This is a genomic window from Geobacillus sp. YHL (assembly GCF_022341265.1).
Taxonomy (GTDB): Bacteria; Bacillota; Bacilli; order Bacillales; family Anoxybacillaceae; genus Geobacillus; species Geobacillus thermoleovorans.
Window position 1 is genome coordinate 85,029 of record NZ_JAEIGB010000010.1, and the last position, 16,398, is coordinate 101,426.

At 55.4% G+C, this 16,398-nt stretch carries 12 protein-coding genes; all 12 read left to right on the forward strand.

Annotation, left to right across the window (positions count from 1 at the left end; translation table 11 throughout):
• The first annotated feature begins 8 nt into the window (after positions 1–8).
• Positions 9–647 (forward strand): Bax inhibitor-1/YccA family protein, encoded by a 639-nt coding sequence (locus tag JCR24_RS10795; RefSeq protein WP_011231023.1) that lies wholly within the window; start codon positions 9–11, stop codon positions 645–647.
• Positions 648–830: 183 nt separating this feature from the next.
• Complete coding sequence (hyi, locus tag JCR24_RS10800; protein WP_031213236.1) at positions 831–1,628, forward strand: hydroxypyruvate isomerase; 798 nt, start codon at positions 831–833, stop codon at positions 1,626–1,628.
• Positions 1,625–2,530: an NAD(P)-dependent oxidoreductase gene (locus JCR24_RS10805; protein WP_238980606.1), complete on the forward strand. Its 906-nt coding sequence runs from the start codon at positions 1,625–1,627 to the stop codon at positions 2,528–2,530. The genes hyi and JCR24_RS10805 overlap by 4 nt, the downstream gene beginning before the upstream one ends.
• Positions 2,531–2,774: 244 nt before the next feature.
• Positions 2,775–4,097 (forward strand): FAD-binding oxidoreductase, encoded by a 1,323-nt coding sequence (locus JCR24_RS10810; protein WP_081132520.1) that lies wholly within the window; start codon positions 2,775–2,777, stop codon positions 4,095–4,097.
• Positions 4,097–5,458 (forward strand): (Fe-S)-binding protein, encoded by a 1,362-nt coding sequence (locus JCR24_RS10815; RefSeq protein ID WP_014195676.1) that lies wholly within the window; start codon positions 4,097–4,099, stop codon positions 5,456–5,458. Before JCR24_RS10810 ends, JCR24_RS10815 begins: the two co-directional genes overlap by 1 nt.
• Complete coding sequence (locus JCR24_RS10820) at positions 5,455–6,900, forward strand: FAD-linked oxidase C-terminal domain-containing protein (RefSeq protein ID WP_013145472.1); 1,446 nt, start codon at positions 5,455–5,457, stop codon at positions 6,898–6,900. Before JCR24_RS10815 ends, JCR24_RS10820 begins: the two co-directional genes overlap by 4 nt.
• A 107-nt stretch (positions 6,901–7,007) precedes the next feature.
• Positions 7,008–9,191: a malate synthase G gene (locus JCR24_RS10825; RefSeq protein WP_011231029.1), complete on the forward strand. Its 2,184-nt coding sequence runs from the start codon at positions 7,008–7,010 to the stop codon at positions 9,189–9,191.
• Positions 9,192–9,379: 188 nt separating this feature from the next.
• On the forward strand, positions 9,380–10,597 hold the full coding sequence (locus JCR24_RS10830) for an NAD(P)-dependent malic enzyme (RefSeq protein ID WP_011231030.1): 1,218 nt from the start codon (positions 9,380–9,382) through the stop codon (positions 10,595–10,597).
• Between the two features lie 6 nt (positions 10,598–10,603).
• Positions 10,604–11,392 (forward strand): fumarylacetoacetate hydrolase family protein, encoded by a 789-nt coding sequence (locus JCR24_RS10835; RefSeq protein WP_238980607.1) that lies wholly within the window; start codon positions 10,604–10,606, stop codon positions 11,390–11,392.
• Positions 11,393–11,567: 175 nt separating this feature from the next.
• Positions 11,568–12,353, forward strand: a complete 786-nt coding sequence (locus JCR24_RS10840) for an IclR family transcriptional regulator (protein WP_031213154.1) — start codon at positions 11,568–11,570, stop codon at positions 12,351–12,353.
• Positions 12,354–12,598: 245 nt separating this feature from the next.
• Positions 12,599–14,875, forward strand: a complete 2,277-nt coding sequence (locus JCR24_RS10845) for a DEAD/DEAH box helicase (RefSeq protein ID WP_023634477.1) — start codon at positions 12,599–12,601, stop codon at positions 14,873–14,875.
• 83 nt (positions 14,876–14,958) lie between these two features.
• A complete protein-coding gene (locus JCR24_RS10850) occupies positions 14,959–16,224 on the forward strand; it encodes a ribonuclease H-like domain-containing protein (RefSeq protein ID WP_238980608.1) in 1,266 nt (421 codons plus the stop codon).
• Positions 16,225–16,398: the final 174 nt, after the last annotated feature.

Consider the following 16,398-nt stretch of genomic DNA (forward strand, 5'->3'; position numbering starts at 1 on the left):
GGGTTGCCATGAATCATTCGACCGTTTATCGTCCGCATAGCCCAGTGGCGAAGTTGGCGGTTTCCTTTTTAGCGGCGCTGGCCGTCGCGACGGCGGGGCTGTATGCCGGGCAATGGGTGCCGGCTGGCCTGTATTTGCCCCTTTACGGGCTTGAACTTGTGCTGCTGTTGGTCATGATGTTCGCCCGCGTGAAAAAAGCTGTCGGCTATCCGCTTATGTTTGCGTTTATGTTTGTCTCGGGGGCGACGCTCTATCCGCTCATCGGCTATTACATTTCCATCATCGGCGCGGCGGCGGTGTTCAAAGCGTTTGCGCTGGCCGTTGTATCGTTTTCCGGCGTTGCCATTTACGCAGCGAGAACGAAAGAAGATTTTTCGTTCCTCGGCGGGTTTTTGATGCTTGGCGCGTTTGCGCTTCTTGGCTTGCTGATCATCCAATGGTTCATTCCATTTTCCAGCGTCGGGCAAATGGGCATCGCTGCTTTAGGGATTTTGATTTTCCTTGGCTTTACGATTTACGACATCAACCGTTTGGCCCGCTACGGCTTTACGGAAGCGGATATCCCGATGATTGTCGTCAATATTTACCTTGATTTCATCAATTTGTTTGTCTACATTTTGCGTTTTTTCGCCAGCGATGAGGATTGAGCGCCAAAAAGGGCTGCTCCTTTGGGGCAGCCTTTTTTCCATGACTGTGGCATTGATCAAAGCGGCAAGTCGAAATGGTGCGGCTGTTTTTTTACGGCATTAAAGGGGAAACGCGGTGAGGCAGGAATCGGCAAACGGTGGGGCGAATATAGAGAAAGAAATGGAGAAGAAAGGAGCCTCATGATGAAGTTTGCCGTCAATGTATCGACGATTTTCACGGAAGCGCCGTTTCTCGCCCGGTTTGCCAAGGCGAAGCAGCATGGGTTTTCGCACGTTGAATGCCAGTTTCCGTACTCGGTGGCTCCTGAGGCGATTGCTGATGAACTCGAGCAGCTTGAGCTGTCGCTTGTTTTGCTGAATTTGCCCGCTGGCGATTGGGAAAAGGGGGAGCGCGGGCTCGCCATTTTTTCTGACCGTCATGATGAATTCCGGCGTGCACTGGAGGAAGGAGTGCGTTATGCGCTCGCGCTCGGTGTGCCGAATCTTCATTGCATGGCCGGAGTGTTGCCAAGGGACTTGCCGCGCGAGCGGGCGAAGGAGACGTATATGCGCCGCATTGACGAAGCGGCTGCAACGCTTGCTGTTCATGGTTTGACGCTGACGATTGAACCGATCAATCCGTTCGATATGCCCGGCTACTTTTTAACCGATATTGAGGAAGCGGCGGCGATCATCCGCGATCTCGGCCGGACGAATGTGAAATTGCAATATGACGTCTATCATATGGCTCGGCTCGGACGCAATGTGACAGCGACGTTTGCCGACTACGCACCGCTCATCGCGCATGTGCAATTCGCTGATGCCCCCGGGCGGCATGAGCCGGGGACGGGAGAGCTTCCGTATCGCGAGATTTTCGCATTTTTGCAAGAGCACGGCTACAATGGAGCGATTGGGCTTGAGTACATTCCATCAGGGAAAAGCAGCGAAAGTTTTGTCTGGTATGATGAATACCGCGGAATGAAAGGGGGAGGCGGACGATGACACGCGTCGGCTTTATCGGATTGGGCGTGATGGGCTCGCGCATGGCTAGACGGCTGCTTGAAGCGGGATTCAATGTTACAGTGTACAACCGTACGACAGAAAAAGCGGTTCCGCTTGTCAACCTTGGAGCCCGACAGGCGGCGACAGTGGCAGAACTGGCCGGTGAGGCGGATATCATTTGCACGTGTTTATCGATGCCGGATGATGTCATCGAAGTGTATACAGGTGAAGGCGGCGTCCTCAGCGTGGCCCGGCCTGGGACGATTTGTCTTGATTTTACGACCGTCGGCCCGAAAACAAGCCGGTTTGTCGCCCGGCGCGCCGGTGAGCGCGGCGTCGCCTATTTGGATGCGCCAGTAAGCGGCGGTCCGGAAGGGGCGGAGCAAGGGGCGCTGACAATCATGGTCGGCGGAGCGAAAGAAGCATGGGAGCAGGTGCGCCCACTGCTTCAGGCGTTGGGAAAAACGGTCGAATATTTAGGGGAAAGCGGCGCCGGCAGCGCGGCGAAAGTGATCAATCAGTACTTGGTTGCTGTCCATTCCGTCGCCGCGGCGGAAGCGATGGTCGCTGGCGTCGCTTATGGGCTTGATGCCGGGAAGCTGTATCGGCTGTTAAAAGAAAGCTACGGAGACAGCCGGATGCTGCGCCGCCATATGGAGCAGTTCGTGCTGCCGCGTCAATTCACTCCTGGCGGGGCGGTGAAGTATGTGCACAAGGACGTGCGCCTGGCGAACGAGTTGATGGACGAGATCGGCCTTGGCCGCCGCCTCGGCATGCAGGCGGAAGAAGCGTTTGCCGAAGCGGTCGCCGCAGGCCTTGCCGACTTGGATATGGCCGCGGTCATTCAGCCACTCGAGCAGCAGGTCGGGGTGGTGGTAAAAGAGATAGAATGGACAAAATGATCGTCAAATTCAAAAAATTCGTTGAAAAAATGGAGGAGCGATGGTTTAATAGAAGTAGCAGGGAGGGTTGGCTCCAAAGGTTGTTTTGGGCTAAATCACTTGTATATATGACGGTGATCAGAAAAGGTGTCCCGATTCTTTTGGGACACCCTCCGCCTGATAAAGAAAACGGTTCGAGCGGTTCGCTTTTTTTTACAGATAAAAAGAAACAATGTTTCTTATTACGAAACGAAGGAGGGCGCTCATGCTTTCATTGACATGGATTGAGGAGCTGCAGGCGTTTTTGCATCCAGAACAGATCAAACGGAATGAATCGTTCCATCCCCTCGGCAATGATGGGGCGGTGGCCGTCTATCCGCGAGCAGAGGAAGAAATCGCTGCGGTGCTCCGCTATGCCGACCGCCATGGCAAAAAAGTCGTCATCGCTGGACGCGGCACAAAACGGGGATTTGGCGGGCAGCGGGAACAGGCAGACATCTTGTTGTCGTTGGAACACTATACCGGCATTGTCGAACATGCGGCCGCTGATATGACGGTCACCGTGAAGGCAGGAACGAAATTTGGCGATTTGCAGCGCGCGCTCGCCCCGTATCGGCAAAAGGTCGCCTTAGATCCGTTTTGGCCGGAGGAAGCGACGATCGGCGGAGTGATTGCGGCCAACGACAGCGGACCGAAGCGTCTCGGCTACGGGTCGGCGCGCGATTCCGTCATCGGGATGCGCATCGTGTACCCAGATGGGACGATCATCCGTTCAGGCGGCAAAGTCGTGAAAAACGTCGCCGGCTACGATATGAACAAGCTGTTCATTGGAGCGATGGGGACGCTCGGCGTGTTGAGCGAGATCACGCTCAAGCTCCGGCCGCTGCCAAAATATGAAAGTGTTGTTTTATTGTCATTTCCAACCGGCGATGTTCATGATATTCGCTCGTTTGCGGTTTCCTTCCTTGATACGATGATGGAGCCGGTTTGCTTTGAACTGCTTAACCCGGCGCTTTCCGAGCGGCTGACGGGACGGCCGGTTTATACGCTTGTGATCGGGTTTGAAGATGTGGAAAACGCCGTCCATTACCAAGAACAATGGGTGGAACGGCTGCGGCCGAAAATGGCGGAAATGTCCATTTTAGCTGCTGAGGAGGCTTCCGCCTTTTGGCAGGCGTTTTATACAGCGGCGCCGAACGGGCGCCTGGCGTTGGCGAAAAACGGCGTGGAAGCGGCGGTGAAAATCGGCGTCGTCAACTTGGATGTGCTCGCCGTCTTGCGGGAAAGCGTTCTCATCGCTGATCGCTGCCACGTCCGTCTTGAGGCGCACGGCGGATTGGGCCACGGGCTTTGTCAGGCGTATGTACATGGGAGTGAAGAAGGAGTGTTGGCGGCAATAGAGGAGCTGCGTCAGGCAGCGGTTCGCCTGGGCGGCTACGCGATTGTGAAACATTTGCCGCTTTCGCTGCGCCAGCGCGTCGACGTCTGGGGCGGAAAGCCGTCGTACTTTTTCCTGCTCGAAGGCATTAAGCGAAAAATCGATCCGAACAAAACGGTCAACGATCAACGCTTTATTGGGGGGATTTAATGATGAGCACGATGACCAATGAGCGGGCGGACAGCCCGGCGTGTGCGACCGCGAGTCTTGGAAACTATCGTTTTCACGATTTGCCGGACCCGAGCAAGTGGGCTGATTGCGTTCATTGCGGCATGTGTTTAGAATCATGCCCGACGTACGAACAGACGGGTGAAGAACAGCACTCTCCGCGCGGCCGCGTTCATTTGATGAAGTCGGTCGGCGAAGGGAAGCTTGAGTTGACGCCTGATTTGCTCGATCCGATTTTTACGTGCTTGGATTGCCGTGCATGCACGACGGCTTGCCCGGCCGATGTCGATGTCGGTGGGCTCATTGAACAAGTGCGCGGCCAGCTCCGCCAGGCGGTTCCGCTCACCGGTTGGAAGGCGCTTGTCAGCGACGTTTTCTTAAAAGGCATTTTTCCGCATCCGTCGCGCCTCGATTGGCTCGGCCGCCTGCTGAAATGGTACCAAAAAAGCGGCTTGCAGACGGTGGCGCGCAAAACCGGACTGCTGCGTGTCATGCCCGATCACTTGGCTGAGATGGAGGCGATTTTGCCAGCGGTCGGTACGCCGGTTCGGAGAAAGTATAAACATCAGCCGCTCATTAAGGCGAAGGGGGAAACAAAGCGAACCGTCGCGATTTTGACCGGATGCGTCATGGATGTTATGTTTAGTGATATTAACGAAGCGACGATCCGTGTATTGACCCATAACGGCAACGATGTCGTCATCGTCCCGAACCAGACGTGCTGCGGGGCGCTTCACGTTCACGCCGGCGACCGCGAAACCGGCCGGAAGCTCGCCAAGCAAAATATTGAGGCGTTTCAACATGTCGACCATGTCATCGTTAACGCCGCCGGCTGCGGCTGCATGTTGAAAGAATATCCGGAACTGTTCCGCCATGACCCGGAATGGCATGAAAAGGCGGAGCAATTTGCCGCCAAAGTTGAGGATGTGTCCAAATTTTTGCATGACACGGGCTTCAAACCACCGAAAGCGGAATTGAACGTGCGCCTCACCTACCATGATGCGTGCCATTTGGCCCATGGCCAGGGCATCCGCCAAGAGCCGCGCGCTTTGATTGAAAGCATTCCGGGGGTGGAAATGGTCGCCATGCCAAACGCCGATCGTTGCTGCGGCAGCGCCGGCATTTACAACCTCACCCATCCGGAGATGGCACAAGCGGTGCTTGAGAGCAAAATGCAACACGTGCCGCAAGAGGTGGAGCTGATCTCGATGGGCAATCCAGGTTGCATGCTGCAAATGGCGCTTGGCGTCATGAAACATGGACGAAACCAAAAAATCGTCCATACGGTGCAGCTGCTCGATTGGGCGTACCAAAAAGAAGAAGGGAAGGACGTGCGCATATGAGAAAACGGCCGATTGCAACGAACGACCCGCACATCCAAGCGCTCGCCCGCATCGTTGGGGAACAGGCGATTTTATACCGGAAAGAAGATTTAATGGCGTATGACTGCGACGGCTTCACCGTCCACCGCCATTTGCCAAGGGCGGTTGTATTTCCAAACAGCACGGAGCAAGTGGCGGCGGTCGTCAAATACTGCCATGAGCATGATCTTCCGTTTCTCGCCCGCGGCGCCGGCACGGGGTTAAGCGGCGGGGCGATTCCGCTAAACGGCGAAGTCGTCATCAGCCTAACGCGGATGAAGCGGCTGTTGCACGTCGATCTCGAAAACCGGCGCGCCGTCGTCGAGCCGGGGTTTGTCAACTTGAAGTTGACGAACTCGGTCGCCCACCGCGGCTATTACTATGCGCCCGACCCGTCAAGCCAATATTGCTGCACGATCGGCGGCAACGTCGCTGAAAACGCTGGCGGCGCCCACTGCTTAAAATACGGAGTGACGACGAACCATATTTTAGGGCTTGAAGTCGTCTTGCCGAACGGCGAAGTGATTGAAATCGGCGGAAACGGCGTTCCCGATCCGCCAGGCTACGATTTGCTCGGGCTGCTGACCGGGTCGGAAGGGACGCTTGGCATCGTGACAAAAATCACCGTCCGTTTGTTGAAAAATCCCGAGGCCAAACAGACGGTGCTCGCCTATTTTGACGAAGTGGAAGATGCGAGCCAGACCGTTTCTGACATCATTTCCGCTGGAATCGTGCCGGCGGCGCTCGAGATGATGGACCAAACGGCCATCGAGGCGGTCGAAGCGGCCGCGTTTCCGGTCGGGCATCCGAAAGACATCGCCGCGCTGTTGCTCATTGAAGTGGATGGCATTTCCGCCGGGATCGACGAACAAATCAACGATATTTTAACGATTTGCCGCCGCCATCATGTGCGCGAAGTGAAAGTCGCCCAGTCAGAGGAAGAACGGGCCCGCTGGTGGGCGAACCGGAAAACCGGCTTTGGCGCCATGGGGGCGATTTCGCCTGACTATTTAGTGCAAGATGGCGTCATTCCGCGCAGCCGTCTGCCGGAAGTGCTGCGGGAAATCGCCGATATCAGCCGCAAGTATGGACTGAGAATCGCAAACATTTTCCACGCCGGCGACGGCAATTTGCACCCGCTTGTGCTGTTTGATGCGAGCAAGCCTGGGGAGACGGAGCGGGCGCTTGCCGCCGGAAGCGAATGCCTCAAGGCGTGCGCGGCGGTCGGCGGATCAATTACAGGGGAACATGGCGTTGGCATTGAGAAAAAAGAAGAGATGCGCTTCATTTTCACTGATGAGGAAATTTTGGCGCAAACGGCAATCCGCGACGTGTTTAACCCGAAAAACTTGCTCAACGCCGGCAAGCTGTTCCCGACGCCGGGGCGTTGTGTAGAGACAAAGACGCCGTCGACAGTGAAATGAAAATTTTTTGAAAACGATTGCCAGTCATTTCGTTTCATGGTATCATCTTTTTAGAGAAATTGAGAAACGATGTTTCGTAATAAGAAACAAGAGAGGGGAAGAGAATAATGGGCGAATACGTACAAAAAGGGAACATCCAAGTCGCCAAAGTGTTGTACGACTTTGTCAACGAGGAGCTTCTGCCGAACAGCGGGTTGGATCAAGACAAGTTTTGGAGCGATTTCGGCGCGCTCATTTCCGACTTGACGCCGCGCAACAAAGAATTGCTCGCCCGCCGCGACGAAATTCAAGAAAAATTGAATGAGTGGCATAAAGCGCATCGCGGCCGCTTTGATTTTAACGAATATAAAGCATTTTTGACAGACATCGGCTATTTGGAGCCGGAAGTCGAGGACTTTGAGATTACGACCGACAATGTCGATGATGAAATTGCCGTGCAAGCCGGGCCGCAGCTCGTCGTTCCGTTGACGAACGCCCGCTATGCATTAAACGCTGCCAACGCCCGTTGGGGCAGCCTGTACGACGCGCTGTACGGCACCGATGCCATCAGCGAAGAAGACGGCGCCGAGCGCGGTTCGTCGTACAACCCGGTGCGCGGGGCGAAAGTCATCGCCTACGGGCGGCAGTTTTTAGATGAAGCGGTGCCGCTGGCGCAATATTCCCATAAAGACGCTGTCCAGTACGCCATTGTTGATGGCCAGCTTGTCGTGACGACAGAAGGCGGGGCGACGACGGGGCTGAAAGAGCCGGAAAAATTCGTCGGCTTCCAAGGCGACCCGCAACATCCGACAGCGGTGTTGCTGAAGAACAATGGCCTTCACATTGAAATTCAAATCGACCGCGAGCATGCGGTCGGAAAAACGGATCAAGCCGGGGTCAAAGACATTGTCCTAGAAGCGGCCGTGACAACGATCATGGACGGTGAAGATTCGGTGGCGGCCGTTGACGCCGAAGACAAAGTGCTCGTTTACCGCAACTTGTTTGGTCTCGTTAAAGGCGATTTGACAGCGACATTTGAGAAAAACGGCAAAATCATGACGCGCTCCCTGAACCCGGATCGCGTATACAAAACGCCGGATGGCGGGGAGCTCGTGCTGCCGGGCCGTTCGCTCATGTTCGTGCGCAACGTCGGGCACTTAATGACGAACAACGCGATCTTGCATGCGAATGGCGAGGAAGTGCATGAAGGGATCATGGACGCCGTCATTACAAGCTTGATTATGAAACATTCGCTCATCGGCAATACACGCTACTTGAATTCGCGCAAAGGTTCCATCTACATCGTCAAGCCGAAAATGCACGGATCGGCGGAAGTGGCGTTTGCCAACGAGCTGTTTGACCGTGTCGAAGATATGCTCGGCCTTGAGCGGAATACGATTAAAATCGGCGTGATGGACGAGGAGCGCCGCACGTCGCTCAACTTGAAAAACTGCATCTACCAAGTGCGCGACCGCATCATTTTTATCAACACCGGCTTCCTCGACCGGACCGGAGACGAAATTCATACGTCGATGGAAGCGGGGCCGATGCTGCGCAAAAACGAGATGAAATCATCGACTTGGCTGCAGGCGTATGAAAAATCGAACGTCGCCGTTGGGCTTGCCGCCGGCTTCCGCGGCCGGGCGCAAATCGGCAAAGGAATGTGGGCGATGCCGGATTTGATGGCAGAAATGCTGAAGCAAAAAGGAGCGCAGCTCAAAGCAGGCGCCAATACGGCATGGGTGCCGTCGCCGACAGCGGCCACGCTCCATGCGCTTCATTACCATCAAGTGAACGTCTCCGCTGTGCAAAGCGAACTGGCGAACGATCGGAACGATTATCGCGACGACATGTTGCAAATCCCGGTCGTTGACCATCCGCAATGGACAGCGGAAGAGATTCAAGAAGAGCTCGACAACAACTGCCAAAGCATTTTAGGCTATGTCGTCCGCTGGATCGACCAAGGGATCGGCTGCTCGAAAGTGCCGGACATTCACAACGTCGGACTGATGGAAGACCGGGCGACGCTTCGCATCTCGAGCCAAATTCTCGCCAACTGGCTCCATCATGGCATTTGCACGAAAGAGCAAGTGCTTGAGACGCTCAAGCGGATGGCGAAAGTCGTCGACGAACAAAACGCCGGCGATCCGAACTATCGTCCGATGGCGCCGAATTACGATGATTCGGTGGCGTTCCAAGCGGCGTGCGATCTCATTTTCCGCGGCTATGAACAGCCAAACGGCTATACCGAGCCGATTTTGCACCGCCGCCGTCAAGAAGCAAAAGCGAAATTTGCCGCCATTCAGCAATAAACGCCAAAAGTTGTATAAGGAACAAGGGATGGATGACCTTGTTCCTTCCTATCTATTATGATCAGAAAATTAAGAAAATAAATGGAGAAAGGAGGCAGCTCCTAGTTACTATTGGCCGGTTGTCAAACGCAAAGCAGCACAAAAGGCGGTACAAGGGGATGGGGAAGGCTAGTAGCTAGGGATCAGTGATGGAACATTTGCGAGAACGAGCGTTGCTTGTCCATCGGCAGGCAAGAGGAAAGCTGTCAGTTGAAGTGAAAGTGCCGGTCGTGAATGCCAATGATTTAAGTCTCATTTATTCGCCGGGAGTGGCTGAACCGTGCAAAGAAATTTACGTCGACCAAGACGAAATGTACAACTATACAGTGAAGGGAAATTTTGTCGCCGTCGTCTCGAATGGCACGGCGGTGCTTGGGCTTGGCAACATTGGCGCGCGGGCGGCGCTTCCGGTCATGGAAGGGAAAGCCGCCTTGTTCAAAGCGTTCGCCGGGATTGATGCCGTGCCGCTTTGCCTCGATACTGAAGATCCGGAACAAATCATTCAAACGGTCAAGTTGCTGGAACCGGCGTTTGGGGGCATCAATTTGGAAGATATCGCCGCCCCCGCCTGCTTTGTCATTGAAGAGCGTCTTCGCCAAGAGATGGCGATCCCGGTGTTTCATGATGATCAGCATGGCACGGCGATTGTCGTGGCCGCTGGGCTGACGAACGCCTTGAAAGTGGTTGGCAAACAGCTTGCCGATTGCCGGGTTGTCATCAACGGCGCCGGCGCTGCCGGGGTGGCGATCGCCAAATTGCTGCTGTCGATCGGAGTCGGCGAACTGATCGTTTGCGACACAAAAGGAGCGATTTATGAAGGGCGCTCGCATGGGATGAACGCTATCAAGGAAGAAATCGCCCGGCAAACGAATCACCGCCGTATCTCCGGGACGCTTGCGGACGTCATTCAAGGCGCGGATGTGTTTATCGGTGTCTCGGTTGCTGGGGCGTTGACGCCGGCGATGGTTCGGACGATGAACCGCGGGGCGGTCGTATTCGCCTTGGCCAATCCGGTCCCTGAGATCATGCCGGATGAGGCAAAAGCCGCCGGCGCCGCCGTGGTCGCGACCGGCCGGTCGGATTTGCCGAACCAAGTGAACAACGTGTTGGCGTTCCCTGGCATTTTCCGCGGCGCGCTCGATGTGCGGGCGACGCAAATTAATGAGGCGATGAAAATTGCCGCTGCCGAAGCCATCGCCGGGCTCATCCAGCCGGAAGAGCTGACGGAAGAGTATGTCATCCCGAATCCGTTTGACCGTCGCGTCGTCGAGGCCGTCGCTTCCGCCGTCGCCCGCGCCGCCATGGAGACCGGGGTGGCTCGAGTCAAGGAAAAAGTTGAGGAACAAAATCGTGTCAGAGAGGGGTAGCCATCGATGAAATTTGCCCGTTTTCTCGCTGATGGCGTGATTCGCGCCGGTGTGGTGAACGGTGAAGTGATCCGCGAAATCGAAGGAAATATGTTCACCGCTTGGGATTATACGGGAAACGTATTTCGCTATGATCGCGTTTCGCTCGTGGCGCCGCTTGCACCGCGCCATGTGATCGGCATTGGCGCCAACTATGTGGCCTCAAGTGCACAGCTGCCGGTGGAACTGCCAGATATTCCTGTCTTTTTCTTTAAACCATCCTCGTCGGTCGTCGGGCCGGAAGCGGAGGTGGTCATTCCGAGCGGGGTTGGTGAAGTGAAATTTGAATCCGAGCTGGCGGTTGTGATCGGCAAAGAGGCAAAGCAGGTGAGCGAAGAAGACGTGTGGTCGTATATTTTCGGCTATACGGTCGCCAACGATGTCACCGCGCCGCAGTTTTTCCACCCGGACGGCCATTGGACGATCGGAAAATCGTTCGATACGTTTACACCGCTCGGCCCGGTCATTGAAACAGAGCTCGATCCTCGGGCTGTATCGGTGAAAGCGCGGGTCAATGGTGAAGAAAAGCAGAACAGCTCGACCGAGCTGATGATCATTTCCATCAGCAAAATGATTTCGTATTTGTCTCATGTCATGACGCTGCAACCGGGCGACGTCATTTTGACGGGAAGCCCGGTCGGCGCCGAGCTTGTCGGCCCGGGGACGGTCATTGAATGCGATGTGGACGGCATCGGCACGCTCCGCAATACGTTCGTCGCCGCCAAAGCGCCAGCCGTTTCCATCCGACGTTCATAACGAACCTGCGGCATCTCTGGGCCAAACAAGGCATCAGGCGCGTCCTGACGGTGAATACGTTCCGTCCGTTAAGGCGGCGCTCGCTGCCATGCGCGCCTGCGCTGCTCTCCCGCCTGCAAAAGCCCGGCTGTTCGTGTATAATGGCGAGCGGAGAGAACAAATCGAGGTGAATGCGATGGAACGAGAAAACACGGTCAAATCGGTCCGCCGGGCGCTGCAAATTATCGAAATCGTCAGCACGAAAAAGGACGGGCTGGGCGTGACGGAAATCGCGAAACAAATGGACATCAACAAAAGTTCGGTGTACCGCATTTTAACGACGCTTGCCCAATACGGCTATATCGAACAACATCCGGAAACGGAGCGGTATAAGCTCGGCTACAAGTTTTTAGAGCTCAGCTCAAAGCTGCTTGATTCGATCGATTTGCGCCAAGAGGCGAAGCCATATTTGCGCGAGCTCGAAAAAGAAACGAACGAGGTCATCCACCTCGTCGTCTATGATCAAGGGGAAGTCATTTATATTGAAAAATTGGAAGGAACGGAGACGCTGCGCATGCACTCCAAAGTCGGCAAGCGGGCTCCGATGCATTGCACGGCGGTCGGCAAGGCCATTTTAGCCCATTTGCCGCCCGCGGTGGCTGCAGAGATCATCGATCGGAAAGGACTGCCGAAGCATACCGATTGGACAATCACCGACCGCGAGGCATTTTTCCGCGAACTTGAGACCGTCCGGCAAAACGGGTATGCGCTTGACTTGGAAGAAAACGAGTACGGTATCCGATGTGTTGCCGTTCCGATTTTTGACTATACTGGCGGCGTCGTCGCGGCGATCAGCGTTTCCGGCCCGACGATCCGCATGACGGACGACCGCATCACATCGCTCACTGTGCGCATGCGGCAGATCGGCAAAGAACTGTCGGCAAGGCTCGGCTATCGTGGAGCCCATTCCGTCCAGCTGTAGCGGCTGGACGTTTTTTTGTGCCAAGAAGAATGACCCATATGGATGCCGCCTTGGCGGGGAAGATGAGAGGAAGGCATCCTTTTTCCAAAACCGTTCAGATACAATCGAACGTTCTGTCGTTCGGCCGGCTCCGATATATCGGTTGTCTGCCAGTTTGAAACGAGAGAGGACTGCCTCTTGGTGGGCGTTTTTTGTAGTGCAAACAAACGGAATGCATGTAAAATAGAAACGAGGTGATATGCGACGTGAAAAAACAGACGCTGTCGGAATGGATCGAACAGCTTCGCCAAGATCCGAATGTCGTGCATTGGCATGAAATCGAACCGAAAGAAGCGAGTTTCGTTCCGTTTCCAGACGAACTCGATCCGCGGCTTGGCGCGGCGCTCAAAGCGCGCGGCATCGCTTCGTTGTATACGCACCAGGCGGCCGCTTATGACGCGGTCCAAAGCGGGCGGAACATTGTCGCCGTGACGCCGACCGCTTCAGGGAAAACGCTTTGCTACAATTTGCCGGTGCTCGATGCCATTGCCAAAGAGCCATCAAGCCGCGCCCTGTATATCTTTCCAACGAAGGCGCTCGCTCAAGATCAAAAAAATGAACTAAACGAGATCATCGCCGAGATGGGGGTGTCGATTTACAGCCATACATACGACGGCGACACGGCGCCGGCGCTGCGGCAAAAAATCCGTCAAGCGGGCCATATTGTCATCACCAACCCAGATATGCTCCATACGGCCATTTTGCCGCACCATACGAAATGGATTTCTCTTTTTGAACAGCTGCGCTACGTCGTCATCGATGAACTGCATACATACCGCGGCGTATTCGGCAGCCATGTGGCGAACGTCATCCGCCGCTTAAAGCGCATTTGCGCCTTTTACGGGAGTCGACCAACGTTTATTTGCACGTCGGCGACGATCGCCAATCCGAAAGAGTTGGCGGAGCGGCTGATCGGTGAACCGGTGGCGCTTATTGACAACAATGGGGCGCCGCGCGGGCGGAAATATTTCGTGTTTTACAATCCGCCGGTTGTCGAGCGGACGATGAACATCCGCCAAAGCGCGACAAAAACGGCCGTTGAGCTCGCAAGACAGCTGCTTGTCAACCGCATTCCGACGATCGTTTTCGCCCGCAGCCGCGTCCGTGTCGAGTTGATTTTAAGCCATTTGCAGGCGGTGGTGAACGAACGAATCGGCGATACGACGATCCGCGGCTACCGCGGCGGCTACTTGCCGAACGAGCGGCGCGCCATTGAAAAAGGGTTGCGCAGCGGGGAGATTATCGGTGTGGTGAGCACGAATGCGCTCGAGCTCGGTGTTGATATCGGCCAATTGCAAGCGTGCATCTTAACAGGGTATCCGGGAACGATCGCCAGCACGTGGCAGCAAGCCGGGCGCGCCGGCCGGCGCCAGGGCGATTCGCTCGTTGTGATGATCGCAAGCGCAAGCCCCCTCGATCAGTACATCATCTCCCATCCAGAATACTTTTTCGCCCGCTCGCCGGAGGCGGCGCGCATCAACCCGGACAATCTGCTCATTTTGGTCGATCATATCAAATGCGCCGCCTATGAGCTTCCGTTCCGGCGCGGCGAGACGTTCGGCGGCGTCGAGGTCGAAGAGGTGCTCGACTTTTTGGCCGAGCAAGGGGTGCTAAACGAACGCGCTGGGCGCTGGCACTGGATGAGTGACGCGTTTCCCGCGCATGATATCAGTTTGCGCTCCGCGGCTCAGGAAAACGTCGTCATCATCGATATTTCCGACACCGCCCACCATCGCGTCATCGGCGAAATGGACCGCTTCAGCGCGATGACGCTGCTTCATGATGAAGCGATTTATTTGCACGAAGGAGCACAATACCAAGTTGAAAAGCTCGACTGGGAGGAGAAAAAGGCGTACGTCCGCCAAGTCGATGTTGAATATTTTACGGACGCCAATTTGGCTGTCCGGCTTGATGTGCTGTCGGAAGACCGGAGCGAAACGCGCGGACAAATGGCGGTGCGTTACGGTGATGTATCGGTCCGAGCGATGGCGACGATTTTTAAAAAGCTGAAGCTGTCGACGTTTGAAAACATCGGATCAGGGCCGATCCGCCTTCCGGAGGAAACGCTTCATACGTCGGCGGCGTGGATCGAGTGGGAGGCGGTGCCGTCACGGTTTTCCCCGGCGCTGTTTGAACAACTCCTTGTCGGCATCGCCAATGTGCTTGGTCATCTCGTGCCGGTGTTTGTCATGTGCGACCGCTCCGATCTTCACGTCGTGCCGCAGCTTAAGGCGCCGCATTCCGGACGGCCGACGATTTTCCTTTATGATCGCTATCCAGGCGGAGTCGGCCTGTCGGAGGCGGTGTTTGAACGGTATGAAGAGATCATGAAACATGTGAAAGAATGGGTCGAACGCTGCCCGTGTGCGGACGGCTGCCCATCGTGCATCGGCATTTCAAGCGCTGACGGACCGTCGTTGAAGCGCGAACTTGTCCAGTTTTTGGACGAACAACTTGCCGTTTGGGCCGGTCCGTCCGTTTAAGCGTCGTCATGCGTGTTTTTGCCGAGTGTGGGAGAATCAACTTATAGAAGCAAGCCGACGTCAAGCAAGGAGGGGGTGAACGGATGAAGCCGAAGTTGGCGCAATGGAAAGAATTGCTTGCCGCCCGGCATAAAAAGGAGAACGATGAAGAAAAAGAAGAAGAGAAACCGGACGGACGACCTGTGACGGACGTGCCGTATGCCGACGTTTGGCGGGAGTACGGCGCCAAGCCGTATTGGTTTGCCGGCGATTACTGCCTCATTCGGGAAACGGTGTATCCGCTTGACTATCAGCACGGCCGCTATCGGCTCGGAGCGCTGTATGAAATGCACGAAAGATGGCAGAAAGCGCCGTTTTCCCATCCGCTCTCCTGCCGCGGCTTTGCCGTTCGCGACTTATTCTTTTTTGACACGGAGACGATGGGACTTTCAAGCGGGGCGGGAAACATCATGTTCTTGCTTGGCCACGCCCGCATTCTTGGCGATTTCGTCACCATCCGCCAGCATCTTCTGCCATACCCAGGGGCGGAAGTGGCGCTCTATCAAAGTTTTTTGTCTGACGTCGATTATACGACGCTTGTTACCTATAATGGAAAAGCGTTCGACTGGCCGCGCCTGAAAACGCGCCATGCGCTTGTCCGCAACATGGTGCCAAAATTGCCAGCGTTCGGTCATTTTGATTTGTATCACGCCGCCCGCCGCTTATGGAAAGACAAATTGGATTCGCTGCGCCTTTCGGAAGTGGAGCGGCACATTCTCCATGTCGAGCGGGGCGATGATGTGCCGGGCTTTTTGGCGCCGATGATGTACAAGGAGTTTTTGCAAACGCCCCATCCAGACCGGCTCATGCCAGTATTGCGCCATAACGAGCGCGACGTGTTGTCGCTCATTGCTCTCTACATTCACCTATCCGTTCAGCTGCTTGAAGCGGACCGGCTCGCTGACCCCAAGGAGCAGTTGGCCGCCGCCCGTTGGTTCGAAGCGGTCGGGGAAACAGCGGCTGCAAGGGGGGTGTACGAGGAGGCGAGCGGCAAAGGGGCGAAGGAAGCGCAGGCGGCGAAATGGCAGCTTTCGCTTTTATACCGAAAAGAAAAACGATATGAAGAGGCTGCTCTCCTTTGGCGCGACTTGTTGATCCACGGAAATGGCTATTGGAAGGCGAAGGCCGGGCTTGAACTGGCGAAGGTGTATGAACATTATTTCCGGGATGCGGCCGAAGCGCACCGTTATGCCGTTATGGCATATGAAGCGTGGCGGTCGCTCGCTAGGATGAGCCGACAACATAGCGAGAAAGAAGAAGCGGAATGGCGCAGGCGGCTCGCGCGGCTTGAACGCAAGAAAAACGGGTGAGAACTCGTCCATTTCCCTGGCAAGCGCAAAATATGACAGAAAACGAAAATGTTTCGTCTTTTTGTTGTGAATCTTGTAGAAAAAAGAAAAAACGTGTACAATGGCATCGGAATGAACGAAAACGATGGCAGGGAGAAGAAGACGATGCGGAGCATGTACAAAAAAATTTTGTAT